This is a genomic window from Idiomarina sp. UBA3162 (assembly GCF_002364475.1).
GTDB lineage: Bacteria > Pseudomonadota > Gammaproteobacteria > Enterobacterales > Alteromonadaceae > Idiomarina.
Map to the genome: position 1 here is coordinate 467 of NZ_DEYI01000108.1, position 252 is coordinate 718.

Below are 252 nucleotides of genomic sequence, written 5' to 3' on the forward strand. Positions count from 1 at the left end.
AGCGTCGGCTTGTGCACATAAAATTCGTCTGGGTTAACTGCACCTTGAACGACCATCTCGCCCAAGCCATACGATGAGGTGACGAACACGACTTGGTCAAAGCCGGATTCAGTATCGATCGTGAACATGACGCCCGACGATGCAATGTCACTTCGCACCATGCGCTGTACACCAGCGGACAGCGCCACGCCTCGGTGGTCGTAACCTTGGTGCACGCGATATGAAATCGCACGGTCATTAAATAACGAAGCG

The 252-nt window shown here is 53.6% G+C and carries 1 protein-coding gene; it reads right to left on the reverse strand.

The window, feature by feature from the left end; all coding sequences use genetic code 11:
• A partial coding sequence (locus B2X00_RS12375) for a PEP/pyruvate-binding domain-containing protein (protein WP_290488046.1) occupies positions 1-252 on the reverse strand: 252 nt, incomplete at both ends.